The following is a 12714-nucleotide window of genomic DNA, read 5'->3' as shown; positions in this document are numbered from 1 at the left end:
TCCGTCCGTCGGATCCCGGCATTAGCAAAAGATTTCAGGGCTTTCGCTTCAAAGGTTGCTGCCGCATGTTATAGTCACTCTGAACGGCATTTAACGAACCCAATATCATTGTGACGGTGATGTTTTCGATCTCTTCCCTGCTCATATCGCTGTGCAGATAATAGGCCCCCGCAGTCGCAGGAAGGCCAAAGGATATATCACTTGCCGCCCTGGCTGCATCTTTTGGAATATCAAAATTATTGGCCACAATATCGGCAATATAATCAACCGCATCATCGCGGCTATAGTCTGTAGGATCATGGCCGCCCGATACGCTGGGTTCGGTTTGGAGGCGTTCAATGATTAGCCCGCGTTCCTCAATATATTTGAGATATTGATGTGTGATGCCGCGAACCAGTTCTTCGAAAGTCTTCGCTTTATCTGCCTCGCGTACCTGCAATCGCCGCAAGCGCTTTAGTTCGCGATTTAGGAGCGCGCGGAGAAGTTCCGTCAGGCTGTCAAAATAAGTGTAGACGAGCGACTTACTAATTCCCGCTTCTTTGCCAATGAGTTCCATACTTAAAACTGCCACACCATCGCGTGCCACAATCTCTGCTGTATGATCCAGGATCAAAGACTTGCGCTTTTCTGGACTGAGGCGCCGTCTTTTAATGGGAGTTTCATTATTCATAGTTTCAACTGATACCATATAATCTTTTGTTGATGAACCGCGAAGGCGGCCGACAAAATTGCAGCTCCTAAAAGGTCGTTGGATCGATCCACATCATATCGTCAATCGATTCAGATTTTGGTGCAGAGACATTTTCCTGAATTGAAATCACATTTCCGTCTGGATCGTAAGTGTAGTAAATTTTCCAGCCTTTGCTGGTTTTTGCCGGACCAGCCATTTTTATGCCCAACTTTGCCAGTCTTTCACGCTCCGCATCTGCATCGGTTACCTCAAATGCCGTCATATTGTAACCGATCTGGTCAACTTTGGCAGGTTTATCACGGACCGGTGTGGCCGGCTGAACAAACTCCCAAAATTCAAGTTCAAGATTGCGGACAGCAAACCATGCACTGCGAAGGACAACGCCATCAATCGCAACGATATTATCCATATTTGGAAAGTTTGAATATTCACCGCGCCGTCTTGCGCCGTAACCGATAAACTTGGTGTAGAAATCTGCCATTCGGTCTGCATCCGGCGTCGCTCCACCAATATGGGTAATCCACGCACTATCTTGACGGCGGGGCCTGTCGACGGTTTCATTTTCAATGATCGTGCCGTCGGGATCTCGGCCATATGCGTAGGTGACACCATAGCCACCTAAGTCGACAGGCGCATTTCGTGACACCATTTCCAGTCCCTTTTTTTGGAATTTTGGCAGGGCGGGATCGGTCGCCGGGGACTGGAAACAAATATGCGTATATCCAGGGCCAATGACCGGTTTGGCATAAGGCGGCGCTTTCGCGTCCGGATCAAAATCAACCAGTTTAACAAAAACCGTTGGGGTTCTAATCAGTGCAACTTCTACATTTCCATGCTGTTTGGAAGTCATCCCGGGAAGATAGATGTCGCTGGCGGCGACACGATATCGACTGACCAATTCAAACGGTACGGCCTGCTGATAAAAAGCGATGCTCTGATCAATGTCTGACACCGCCTTGCCAATGAACCGCACGCCCTTGATTTTGGTATTGCCCAGACTTGCTGGACGGAAAAACGGCGTTTGCACTATGCGCGGTGGACTGGTGGTCGTGTCGGCCGACTCAGTGGCAGCGGTTTGCATACAAGATGTCAGACAAAGGCTGACGGTCAGGCCTGTACAAAGACTAGCAATATTTGATCTGAACATTGGTCTTTTCCTCAATCAGCGCTGTAAACTAGCATCACATTGCCGGGTATCTGTCCGAATTTGTCATAGCCGCTGTTGACGATAAGCAGGCCGCCTGCGACGACAGGGCCTGCGGAATCTATCGAGCCACCACGCGCGCTAACGTCATTCAGAGTTTTATATTCCCTGCGTGTGTCGGTGCTCCACAATATCTCGCCTCCATCGGCACTATAGGCACGCAATATGCCATTGAGTGCGCCGGCGAAAACGACGTCTGACGTGATGGTTGGCGGGGCAGACAATGCGGTCATGCATTTATGCGCTTTTTCTTCACAGACATTGGGTTCAAATTTGCTCCACAAAGCTTTACCCGTTGCGGGGTCATATCCGTGCAAGCCTTGACGTGAAGGGCCCGTGGCAAACCGGTTGCCGGGAGTATCGGCAATACCAACAAACAGTGTCTTGCTGTCGGTTGCCATCCCCCAATGGACGCCGCCATTAAAACCGCCCATTCCAGCACGTGTTTCCCAAAGGATTTTCCCGCCTGCATCCGGGTCCATACCGAAGAGCATTCCTGATTTCTGGCCTGCCAGAATAATGTCCTTGCCATTGGCCAGAGTCGTTAAAATCGGAGGTGCGCCAAAATCAAAGTCTGGGCCGTCTTCCTGCGGGCAATTGACCTGCGATCCGTTTCGCCCACAAGCAGCGTTCCAGGCATCGCCCGAAATGGTCTGCTGAATCCACTCAACCGCTCCTGTATCAAGCCGCAATGCTATGATGGCATCGCTCTTGTCATTGGCGGGCGAGGAATAATTCTCTCCCGTCCCGACATAGAGCAACCCGCGCTTGGCATCGACAGTTGGAGTGGACCAGATCGGCGCACCCGATGGTCCGTAATTTTGTGCGCCCGCTGTGTTCTTACTTGTCTTTTTGGGTTCGGGAACGGTGTAGAAACGCCATACCGGCTCACCCGATTTCGCTGCCAACGCCAGTACACCGCCGCGGAAGGTGCAACATTCATAGTCTGGAAGATAGGCGTTGATAATCTCAAGCGAAGACATCGGAACATAGAGACGCCCTTTATGGAGCGTGATCGAACCCGTTATCGTTCCAACCGGATGGTCTTGGACAGAGCGTGTCCAAATCAACTCTCCATTTTTGGCATCGACAGCATAGACATTGGCATCGACATCCCCGAAATAGAGCGTCTTCGCATAACCATTTTTATCGGTCGATATGGTCGGTGCATTACGAACCTCTGCCTTGGCTTCAAATGTCCACCAGACACAGCCGGTCTTGGTATCCAGCGCATAAAATAGTCCGCTCTGGCTCCCTGTAAATATGGCTTCCGCGGTGACCGCGGGTTGGGAGCGCGCGCGCGCTGAACCTGGGAAACCAAAGGCCCATCTCAATTTCAGATCTGGCGCTTCTGCTGCTGTGATACCGGCATTGACAGCGGGCTGGAAACGGACATTGCGTTTGCTGTTCCCCCACCGGTTCCAAAGGGGCTTGGAGAGATTTAACTGGCCTTTGCACTGGTGCTTTTTTGCATTGGCTAATGCGCTCTCGCTGCTTGGACTGGCCAGATAGTCGGCAATGATCCGTATTTCGATCGGCGTCATCATCGACGCCTGTTCTTTCATTGTGCCGGTAGAAAGCGAGGCCCTGATCGATTCAACGCCATTTAACTGGATAGCAGCTTTGGTTGGCGCTTCTACAGTGCCGCCATCATGGCATGCGGCGCAATGTTTCTGGTAAAGCCCTTCGCCAGGATTGCCGTCCACCTGAGCTTGCACGGCATCTACGATCTCAGGTTCAGGCTCTTTCTGCTGACAGCCAGATAAGCCGACGGATGCCAACATCAGCGTTGCCGTGAATGACAAAAAAACACGCATTAAAATTTCTGCATCCTTTGGTTCTGGAGCATCCCGAAAGAAAGGTTTGACAGGTGCAGCCGATTGTTGTTGACTATTAGTACAATAACGAGCCTTCCTTATAAAGCAATGGCCAAGACACTGGCGAAGGAGAGACAATGGCATTTCTGAAGAGCGTGACTTTGATTGTCGGGCTTGTAGGCCTGCTCACGCTGCCGAGCTGTATGTCAGCTAATCTTGCTGTCGAACCCCCCACAGCGATGAACTCCGTTGCCCCTGATCCAGCCGTGGTCTTCGCCAATGCCAACGGTTCAAGCGACGTGAAGTATAAGGAAGGCTATTTCGGTTCCGGCGATACCCGCTTGCATTATGTTGAGGCAGGCGAGGGACCATTGATCATTTTTTACCATGGATTTCCATCTTTCTGGTATAGCTGGTTTGATCAGATGGAGGCACTGAAAGGCCAGTACCGGGTTGTAGCGTTGGACGCTCTAGGCTCCGGCCTGTCCGCTAAGCCGCATCAATTGGAACCTTATGACATAGCCAAACTGGCGTCCCAATTGGATGCGCTGTCCCGCCATCTCGGCGGTGACGAGAAATATATATTGATCGGCCATGACTGGGGCTCGGTTCTCGCTCTATCCTATGCACAAGCTTATCCTGATCGCCTGCATAAAGTCGTGGGCATGAGCGCCCCTCCGCTTAACCTGTTCCTCAAATATGCGGCGAATAACAAAGAGCAACAACGCCGAAACCAATATATGCAGAGATTTCGGGGCACGACTTTGGAAATGCTCAAGTCCGGCAATGCGATCGAGTCAGCGCGGGTTTCAGCCTACAGGAAACTCGGCGAACGCGGTGACCTGTCCCGGGAAGAATTGGAATTGTTCCAAAACGCCTTGTCGAGCAACGAAATGCTTTATGCGGCGATGAATTGGTACCGGGCCAATATTCCACCGTTTGACAATGTTTCAGATTCCGATCTCTGGCCTGGACCCGAAGCGAAAATCACTGTGCCCGCTCTGTTTATCTGGGGTGAAGAGGATCAGGTTTTCGTGCCTGAACTTATTGATCAAGTCGACGATGCCGGACTGGACATGCGAACAGTTCGGTTAAAAGGAATCAATCATTGGACGTCGATGGAACGGCCGGAGCGTGCGACTAAAGCGATCATCGATTTTCTTGGAGAATAGACCAATGCAAAAACTGTCGGCGAAACTCTCAAGTCACTTTCAACCTGTGCTTCGCGGCACGATGTTTTTCGTTTCAGCTGTATTGCTATCGGCTTGTGCAGCTGCTCAAACAGAATCAGCCACTGCATCTGCTGCTCCAGAAATCGAGGCCGCTCTTGTCGAAAGGGCGAGAGAAATCCATCAACAGAGTCTGGTGCTGGATGCGCATGCGGATATAGTTCTGCCATCCACTTCCAAAACCTATCTGGGGGCCGATGGACTATCCAAAGTCGCTCCAGCCAAGTTGCGAGCGGGGGGCGTGGATGCTGTCATCATGTCGGTCGCCGTGGGCCCCGGCTCCAGAACAACAGACGGTCGCGCCTTGGCGAGAGCCGAGGCCGATGAAAAACTGGCAGCGGTTTCCAACATGGTGCAACAAGACCCGAATCTGGGCCTGGCGACATCGCCAGCTGAGATCAAAAGTCTGAGTGCCAGCGGAAAGACCGTTATTTTACTGGGCTTCCAGAATGCCCGATCACTCGATGGTCAGGTTGATGCCCTGGATCAATATTACGCCGCCGGAGTTCGTCTATTCGGCCTCAACCATTTGGGGCATAATGATTTTTCAGACAGTTCGCGTCCTTTATATATTGCCGAGAAGCGGTCTTATGAAATCGCCGAAGAGCATGGCGGCTTGTCACCTTTGGGGGTGGCCGCGGTACGGCGTATCAATGCGCTTGGGGGAATAATCGATGTTTCGCAAATGTCGAAGGCAGCGACTTTGCAGGCGACGAAATTATCGCGATCTCCCGTCATCGCCAGCCACTCTAACGCGCGCAAATTATCCAATGTGTCGCGCAATCTGTCCGATGAAGAAATCGATCTCATTGCGAAAACAGGCGGCGTTATCCATCTCGCGGCATTTGGTGCCTATCTTGTCGATCTGTCGGATCCAAAATTATTGGCCGCCATTCTGAAAGTCCGACGCGATGCCGGATTGCCTGATGCCTATTCTTATCCTTACGAGCTTTATTGGGAGATCCCCGATCCCGAAAAACGTCAGTCGTTTCTGATTGCGATGCGGAGGGTGATCGGTCCGAGTTCTGTCGATCGATTGGTTGATCATATTGACTATATCGTGAACCGTGTGGGTATCGACCATGTCGGAATTGGAAGTGATTTCAATCATGGCGGCGGCGTTGCCGGATTTGTGGATGCAAGTGAGGCGGGGAACGTCACCTTCGCTCTGGTAAAACGCGGATATTCAGCTGAGCAGATTAGGAAAATTTGGGGCGAAAATTTTCTCCGCGTGTTCCGCGCGGTACAAAATATAGCTGACAAAAGAAATTGAAGACCGTCACCGGCGGAGACCGCAATTTCGAATTTCTCAGCCAGATAACTAATTTGATGCTTCGTCAATTACTATTTGACTAATGGTCTAATTACATTCACTCTTCGTCTTGGAGAGAAAATTTATCGCCTCAAAGAAGGCGCTGGAATCAAATTATCATGGTTTGATTTCCGGAATTTTTGGGAGGGAAACATCATGAATAAAACACTCTTGCGTTGCACAAGTGCGCTTAGCGCGGTCGTATTTTCGGCCACGGTCGCACCGAATATGGCTCATGCACAGGACTTGCAAGAAGCGGATAATGACGAAAATATCATCGTCGTAACAGGCAGCTTCATTCGCGGCACGCCTGAAGATGCAGCGCAACCGGTGGATGTGTTCTCTTCGGCGGATTTGGATACCGCAGGTGTTTCCTCCCCACTTGAATTTATCAAGGATCTGCCTCAGGTCGGCAGCGTACTTGGCGACACCAATCAATTTTCTACGACCGCTCAAGGCAATCAGGGACTAGGCTCCATCAACCTGCGCGGTTTGGGCCCGCAACGTACTCTGGTGCTGTTTAATGGCAGAAGGACATTTACCGCACCGGGTGCCGTCGGTGGCGGTTTTGGCGATACAAATGCTGTTCCTCTTTTCGCGCTTGAACGGATTGAAATTCTGAAAGATGGCGCGGCGGCGACTTATGGTTCCGACGCTATTGCTGGTGTGGCCAACTTCATCACCAAAAAGGGTTTTGAAGGTGTCGAAATCAAAAGCGACTATGAGTTCGTCAATGGTTCCGATGATAATTATACCGCTTCGATATTGGTCGGTAAAACATTTGGCGATGTGAACATCTTGGCTGGCTTCGGCTGGCAGCATCGTTCGGAATTACCTACGACCGAACGTGATTACGCATCTCAACCCTATGAAGTGAATCCAGCAGCATGGTCTGCCCTGGCCACGCCGGGTACATTTACCGTCGTTGGAGCGGGAGGTGCAGTTCCCATCGCTCCGGGTGTGGCGCTGCAGCCCGACAGAGGCTGTGGCGAGCTTGGAGGCGTTCCAGATGGTGTACTTTGCCGGTTTAGCTTTATTCCGTTTGACAATCTTGTCGAAGATACAGATCGCTATCAAGGCTATATTCAAGCGGATGTAGACCTGTCCGATACTTTCCGGTTCCGTGGTGAATTTACCTATGCGCAAACCGATCTTGACTTCATCCGCACTTCTCCCGGCTATCCACCTCTTCAGGGGCCAGGCGGAGCGCAACTAGGCGGCGGCTTTACGGTATCCCCAGATAACCCAGGCGTTGCACCCTTTGTGGCGCAAAACGGTCTGACTGGGACGCCCGCTGCCATTGGCATTTTCCTCTGGCGGCCATTTGGTTGGTTGGGAAATCCACTCGACGAGACAAGAGGATCGGGGCGCCAGTTTGTGAACAGTAAAGCCTATCGCTTCTCCGGTACTTTCGAAAAGGATTTTTCGGATACGTTCCGAGGGCAATTCTCGCTCACGATGATGAACTATGATCGTCGCGGCGGTTCGCCTGGTATCGTGGGTTCCAGATTGCAGTCAGCATTGAACGGTCTTGGTGGTCCGGATTGTAACGGCGTTACGCCAGGGTCGCCCGGATGCTTGTGGTTCAACCCGTTTTCCAACGCAGGACCGCGTAATCCAGCGCTGGATCTCGACAATCCCTTCTATGTTCCCGGAGCTGAAAATAGCCCAGCGCTTGTCGATTGGCTTACCGAAGAAAATGGTAACGATCAAAGCGAGGATACGGTCGTCGCAGACTTGATTTTTTCCGGTGAACTGGGACTAGATCTTGGCGGCGGCGCGATCGGTTGGGCAGCTGGTGCGCAATATCGTAAAACCCGGTTTAACAACAAGCCGCTCAATTCATTCGGTAACCTGGATTTGAATCCTTGCCCAATTTTGGGGCAGCAGGATTGTGACCCTGCGCTTCAGGGTGCCGGTTCCTTTATTTTCCTTGGCGGCCAGAGAAACATTGACCTTACACAGGATGTCAAAGCGGTCTTTGCAGAAGTTGCCGTTCCGATTAGCGATACGCTTGAAATCACCGCAGCAGCTCGTTTCGAGGATTATGGTGGTTCCATTGGTTCCACTTTCAATCCGAAAGGCTCGATACGTTGGGAGCCTACAGATTGGTTAGTGCTTCGCGGGTCCGTTGGTACAACCTTCCGCGCACCTCTTGCATCTCAGGTATCTGTCGCTGGCGTGACATCCCTCGCGGGACTTGCGGCCGCAGCTGGTAACTTCAAGGCGGTCGATATTTTTGGCAATCCGGATGATCTCGGTCCAGAAACGGCCTTCACCTATAATGCCGGTGCTATTGTCGACTTTGGAGGCTTTAACTTCTCGGTGGACTATTGGAGCTTTGATTTCAAAGACGAAATCACCACGACTGATGGCCAAGCCATTGCCAGCAGTGTTGTTCCAGTTCCCGGTGGCCTTGCTGATTGTTCAAGTCCGTTTGTAGATTTGATTACGTTTGACGGTGGCGCTTGTGTTCAGGGCACTACGACAGGTTTGAATATCTCTCGTGTGTTCAGCCAATGGGTCAATGGTCCAAAAACCAAAACAACCGGATTGGATTTTGCGGCAAGCTACACAACTGATATCGGCAATGGCGTTCTGACCTTAGGTGCGAATGCCAGCCATATTTTGACTTATGATGTTGGCGATTTCACTCTCGACGGCAACTTTTTGCGCGCCGGGTTCAGTGCGGTCGGCTTGGCTAATCTCGATCGCAATCCGGGGACCATTGCTCCGTGGAGAGGCAATGCATATGTCAACTTCAACATCAGTGGGTTTAATGCACGTTATGGTGTGAAATATGTCGATGGTGTTCGCGATGAACGTTATGCGGAAACACCTAATTTTGAGGTTGTTCCGAACTTTGGCACAACGTTTTTTGGAGAGAATATTTCCAGCTTCACTCAACATGACATTCATCTGGCATATGACTTGCCAATCAACGCTTTCGATGCACAGCTGCAATTCTCGGTCGAGAATTTCACCGATGCAGATGCGCCAGATGCACGCACACCGCTGGGTTACAACCCATTTACGGGTAACCCATTGGGTCGGATTTGGAGGCTTGGCGCCAAAGTTGGTTTCTAGTCTGTGGGGACAGGCTGGATAGCCCGCTAGTCAGTTCATTCTCTCTCGATTCTGACTAGAAAATCAGGGGTAAGCAGCAGTGCTTACCCCTTTTTTTATATAGCTTGTCCGCGGTTCAAGAGGAGTATCGCCTATCGATTACTATCAACAACCGGTTATCTTTCATGGTTCCATGAAGGAGATGTGGCATTGCGCAAGGCGATTAACTTAAAATTTGGACAGAAAATCGCACGGGCTTCTGTCGGCGATGCCGTCGGGCAGAATGCATGAGGGTCGGCTGTACAGAACACTTTCTTTCCTAATACAAGGGCGAAAGCGATGCTTATTTCGAGGCTCGAAGAGCGCTCTCTAACTTCCGCTTTGGGCGCAAAAGCGGCCATTGGAAATTACCCATTTATGCCAATCATAGGGTTACCGGCTTGTTCAATAAATATCCTGTGGCCGTTACCAACACCTAGAGACTCTGTTTCATAAGGTTCGATGGGAGGGAATGTTTCGGTCATATCGCTCCTTTCTGTGCGCGTTTATAAGTCCAACTTGTGTGCTTAAACGGTCGCCATTCGTGCTCCTGCAAGTAAAAGGGCACCGCCAGCGACGCGATTGATCAAGCGCACGATCCATTCTTTGACGCGGCCACTCGTCAACCGATCACCAGCGTAGGCATATAAACTGTAAGAGATCAGATCGAGCACAACGGTAGTGCCACCCATAAGAAGGGTTTGAGGCAATATGGGTTTTGAAACATCCAGAAATTGCGGGAGAATTGCTGCGAAATACAGAAGCGCTTTTGGATTGGCAAATTCGACTATGAATCCCTTTCCAAACAAAGAAATGGCGGATTGCAGTTTGCCCGTGGGAAACTGAATGCCACCGGTTTTGCTAAAGATGGCTGTTAAACCAAGATAGACCAGATATGCGACACCAACCCATTTGATCACGGCAAAAATAGTCGCCGATGCGATCAGTAGTGAAGCAATACCCGTGGCGGACAAAATGAAGTAGACCGCGTTAGCGGCTGCTACGCCAAATACTCCAAAGGTTGCACGTTTGTGGCCATTGCCAGCCCCCTGGGCCGCGATGGCGATTGCAGCAGGGCCTGGGACAAAAATCACAACGGCGGTGGTAAAGAAGAAGATGAAGTAAATTCCCAATTCCATAGATAACTCCCATTGCAGAATATTGTTTAGCAATATATAGGTATTGCCTAATGATATTCTGCTTCAAGGAAATTATGGCTTATGGATCAAGATACGAATAGCATTCAGCAAAAACGCTCTACGGAACTGATTATCGATGATACTGACCGAAAGCTGTTAACCGCGCTAGCCGAAGATTCATCGCAATCCTATTCCGATCTGGGTGCAAAAGTGCATCTTTCAGCACCCGCGGTGCACGAACGGGTCAAGAAAATGAAGACCGCGGGCGTAATTACAAAAAGCACCATCAATTTAGACGGCACGAAAATAGGACGCCCGTTTCTCGCCTTCATTCATGTGAACTATACCGGCACCAAAGCCCGAGACAATTTTGCCAGATTACATGAAGATGCTGATGTTGAAGAAATTCATAGCGTGGCCGGAGATTCCTGCCTTTTAATAAAGGCCCGATGCAAAGATGCTAATGGCCTCGACAAACTTTTGATCCGGATGCGTGAATTTGGTGATGTTACCAACACAAGGAGCCATATTGTTTTGACGACCTTGTTAGAGCGTGGACCGCAAGCAGAATTGGATTGAATCAGTTCTAAGCTAACGCCCGCTTAGGGCACGAAAGCGGACATTAGACAACCGGTGATCAGTCTTTCTCCTAACGACCCCTAAACAGTCATAATGGCGCTTTGAAATTACCACTGCAGCATGGCCGGCGGCCAGGCATCTGGCGAGAAACTGGCCAATAAGAGCCTCCCACTCCAACTGCCAACGCGCAGGACACTGAAAGTTGCAATCTAATCGCCAATCCAACTGCCATGAAAACCGGCAGGTACACGCGCCTGCAAATGTATTCGCGCGATTGGCTCATCAGACATTTCCGCCGCGTTGAGGATGACCAACTCGCTCAGATGTTCGGTGGTATCGAAAACAAAGGCCATCAGATACCCGTCATCCTCGCTGCCTGGATTGTCGGCAGGGACGAAAATGGCCTCGCTTCCTAACCGCCCATCTTTGAGACGATGGCAAGTGCGCGCTCCTGTCTCCATATCATACTTGTGAAAACCAAGGATATTGGGGGCGCCACCAGTATCAAACTCTGCAGCATATCCATGTTTGTGTGGCCGGCCGACCAGCAGCGGCGAAGTCACCGGAAAGTCAACACCCAGGTCATCCAGTTGTTCTTCTGTAACCGAGCCTTGATCAAGGTCTATTGTCCACCGATGAAGCTTTGGTACCGGTGGATTTTTCATTCCTACCGAGGTGTAGCCGACCATTCGGGGCGCGTAAAAAACGACCCGCGAGCCGCACTCATGGGCATTCATTGTATGGTAGACATAGCAAGGGTCAATTTCGAACCACTTTACGTCTTGGCTTTTGCCGGTGCGCGGCATGACGCCGAGCCGCGCACCATAGCTTTCATCATAGCTGATCGGGATTCCCGGTTTACCCAATTTCTCTAAATCCCAAAGCATGGGCAGATCCATAAAAAGAACGAAATTTACCGTGATTGCAAAGTCATGAACCATCGTCGCTGCTTTGACGTCAATGATTTCGGATTGGACCAATTCACCGCTGGGCGAGACACGGTAATAGGTCAAAAACGGAGGCATTATCCCATAGCCAAAAAACAGCATTTCTCCAGTTTTGGGGCAAATTTTGGGGTGAGCCGTCATATTGCCTGCCAATTTTCCGTCAAAATCATATGGACCGATGGTTTCCAAATCATCAGACATTTCGATGGGAATCTGCGTTTCTTGAAGCGCCAATATCTTGTCCGCATGTCCCACGATATGGGTGTTTGCGAGGGAGTTTCCTCTTACAAGTCTGTTCTCATTGGTGATCTTTTCGAAATCCAAAAGGGGCGTTTGGACATAGCGATTGCGATACCAATGGGCTTTGCCGTCACTGATTTTGACGCCGTGGATCATCCCCTCGCCTAGGAACCAGTCGGCGCTTGGGTGCGCACGCGGATTCGGTCCGTTGCGCAGATATCTTCCGTTCAGCTCTTTTGGGATTTCGCCGGTTATCTGCAGATTGACTGTCTCGACAGTTTCTTCGACCGGCGCAAAGTTCCCTGCCATCCAAAAAGGTGCATCGGAATGCTCTCTTGTCAAAATTTTGCTCCTCTCTCGCACTGAATTTGCCTGCCATTCACTGCAGCAGATCACATTGTCCTGCATGCCATATTATCAATTCAAACGATCATAACAATTCTGAGAGTAT

At 50.6% G+C, this 12714-nt stretch carries 9 protein-coding genes; 4 read left to right on the top strand and 5 right to left on the bottom strand.

The window, feature by feature from the left end; all coding sequences use genetic code 11:
* Nucleotides 1-34: 34 nt before the first annotated feature.
* The 3 genes from AC6I9Z_RS16090 to AC6I9Z_RS16080 all read right to left on the bottom strand — a co-directional run bounded on the left by AC6I9Z_RS16090 (nucleotide 35) and on the right by AC6I9Z_RS16080 (nucleotide 3712).
* Nucleotides 35-670, bottom strand: a complete 636-nt coding sequence (locus AC6I9Z_RS16090; protein ID WP_461458895.1) for a TetR/AcrR family transcriptional regulator — start codon at nucleotides 668-670, stop codon at nucleotides 35-37.
* A 67-nt stretch (nucleotides 671-737) separates the two neighbouring features.
* Nucleotides 738-1838 (bottom strand): VOC family protein, encoded by a 1101-nt coding sequence (locus AC6I9Z_RS16085; protein ID WP_461458893.1) that lies wholly within the window; start codon nucleotides 1836-1838, stop codon nucleotides 738-740.
* Between the two features lie 11 nt (nucleotides 1839-1849).
* Nucleotides 1850-3712 carry an outer membrane protein assembly factor BamB family protein gene (locus tag AC6I9Z_RS16080; RefSeq protein WP_461458891.1) on the bottom strand — a complete coding sequence of 621 codons (1863 nt, stop codon included), beginning with the start codon at nucleotides 3710-3712 and terminating at the stop codon, nucleotides 1850-1852.
* 137 nt (nucleotides 3713-3849) lie between these two features.
* Between AC6I9Z_RS16080 and AC6I9Z_RS16075 the strand changes: the two genes are divergently transcribed.
* The 3 genes from AC6I9Z_RS16075 (at nucleotide 3850) to AC6I9Z_RS16065 (ending at nucleotide 9340) form a co-directional block, all read left to right on the top strand.
* Nucleotides 3850-4884, top strand: coding sequence for an alpha/beta fold hydrolase (locus AC6I9Z_RS16075; RefSeq protein ID WP_461458889.1), 1035 nt, complete (start codon nucleotides 3850-3852; stop codon nucleotides 4882-4884).
* A 4-nt stretch (nucleotides 4885-4888) separates the two neighbouring features.
* Nucleotides 4889-6214, top strand: coding sequence for a dipeptidase (locus AC6I9Z_RS16070; protein WP_461458887.1), 1326 nt, complete (start codon nucleotides 4889-4891; stop codon nucleotides 6212-6214).
* A gap of 195 nt (nucleotides 6215-6409) precedes the next feature.
* Nucleotides 6410-9340 (top strand): TonB-dependent receptor plug domain-containing protein, encoded by a 2931-nt coding sequence (locus AC6I9Z_RS16065; protein ID WP_461458885.1) that lies wholly within the window; start codon nucleotides 6410-6412, stop codon nucleotides 9338-9340.
* A 545-nt stretch (nucleotides 9341-9885) separates the two neighbouring features.
* Here AC6I9Z_RS16065 and AC6I9Z_RS16060 read toward each other — a convergent pair.
* Complete coding sequence (locus tag AC6I9Z_RS16060; protein ID WP_461458883.1) at nucleotides 9886-10497, bottom strand: LysE family translocator; 612 nt, start codon at nucleotides 10495-10497, stop codon at nucleotides 9886-9888.
* A gap of 81 nt (nucleotides 10498-10578) precedes the next feature.
* On the opposite strand from AC6I9Z_RS16060, the gene AC6I9Z_RS16055 reads away from it, so the two are divergent.
* On the top strand, nucleotides 10579-11076 hold the full coding sequence (locus AC6I9Z_RS16055) for an Lrp/AsnC family transcriptional regulator (protein ID WP_461458881.1): 498 nt from the start codon (nucleotides 10579-10581) through the stop codon (nucleotides 11074-11076).
* Between the two features lie 209 nt (nucleotides 11077-11285).
* On the opposite strand, the gene AC6I9Z_RS16050 is transcribed toward AC6I9Z_RS16055, so the two are convergent.
* The gene (locus tag AC6I9Z_RS16050) at nucleotides 11286-12605 is read right to left on the bottom strand and encodes a carotenoid oxygenase family protein (protein ID WP_461458879.1); all 1320 of its coding nucleotides are present in this window, start codon (nucleotides 12603-12605) and stop codon (nucleotides 11286-11288) included.
* Nucleotides 12606-12714: the final 109 nt, after the last annotated feature.

Source organism: Parasphingorhabdus sp., from assembly GCF_059726685.1.
The sequence above is the reverse complement of the archived record's forward strand: the minus strand, read 5'-3'. Positions and strand labels throughout refer to the sequence as shown.

Bases quoted from the DNA above. Each gene is read 5' to 3' on its own strand.
- AC6I9Z_RS16090 (WP_461458895.1), bottom strand. From the start codon at position 670: ATGAATAATGAAACTCCCATTAAAAGACGGCGCCTCAGTCCAGAAAAG.
- AC6I9Z_RS16085 (WP_461458893.1), bottom strand. From the start codon at position 1,838: ATGTTCAGATCAAATATTGCTAGTCTTTGTACAGGCCTGACCGTCAGC.
- AC6I9Z_RS16080 (WP_461458891.1), bottom strand. From the start codon at position 3,712: ATGCGTGTTTTTTTGTCATTCACGGCAACGCTGATGTTGGCATCCGTC.
- AC6I9Z_RS16075 (WP_461458889.1), top strand. From the start codon at position 3,850: ATGGCATTTCTGAAGAGCGTGACTTTGATTGTCGGGCTTGTAGGCCTG.
- AC6I9Z_RS16070 (WP_461458887.1), top strand. From the start codon at position 4,889: ATGCAAAAACTGTCGGCGAAACTCTCAAGTCACTTTCAACCTGTGCTT.
- AC6I9Z_RS16065 (WP_461458885.1), top strand. From the start codon at position 6,410: ATGAATAAAACACTCTTGCGTTGCACAAGTGCGCTTAGCGCGGTCGTA.
- AC6I9Z_RS16060 (WP_461458883.1), bottom strand. From the start codon at position 10,497: ATGGAATTGGGAATTTACTTCATCTTCTTCTTTACCACCGCCGTTGTG.
- AC6I9Z_RS16055 (WP_461458881.1), top strand. From the start codon at position 10,579: ATGGATCAAGATACGAATAGCATTCAGCAAAAACGCTCTACGGAACTG.